The sequence below is a fragment of the Flavobacterium polysaccharolyticum genome (genome assembly GCF_038739875.1).
Classification (GTDB): Bacteria; Bacteroidota; Bacteroidia; order Flavobacteriales; family Flavobacteriaceae; genus Flavobacterium; species Flavobacterium polysaccharolyticum.
On sequence record NZ_JBCGDP010000088.1, the window covers coordinates 1 to 304 of the forward strand.

A 304-nucleotide genomic window follows, 5' to 3' on the forward strand; every position below is an offset into this window, starting at 1 on the left:
ATTGACACTTTTGAGCAAAAAACGGGAAGTTCATTTTATGGGGCTTTTTACCAATGCTTTGAAAAAGTGTATTTTTCTTTTGTAGTAGGCATGCGAAAACCGGATACCGAAATTTATTTGCACGTTTTGCAACAAAATGATTTGTCACCCAAAAGAACCTTGTTTGTAGACGATAAAAAAGAAAACACTGATGCAGCTCAAGCTCTCGGACTTCACGTTTGGAATCTGCAAGTTGGTAAAGAAGATGTTGTGGATCTATTTGAAAAGAACAGCTTGGAATAAAAGGTTAAAAAATGTATCCAAC

At 35.5% G+C, this 304-nt stretch carries 1 protein-coding gene; it reads left to right on the top strand.

Annotation, left to right across the window (positions count from 1 at the left end):
• Positions 1 to 282 (top strand): HAD-IA family hydrolase (locus tag WFZ86_RS20210; RefSeq protein ID WP_342693627.1); only part of this gene is annotated, 282 nt, incomplete at its 5' end.
• Positions 283 to 304: the final 22 nt, after the last annotated feature.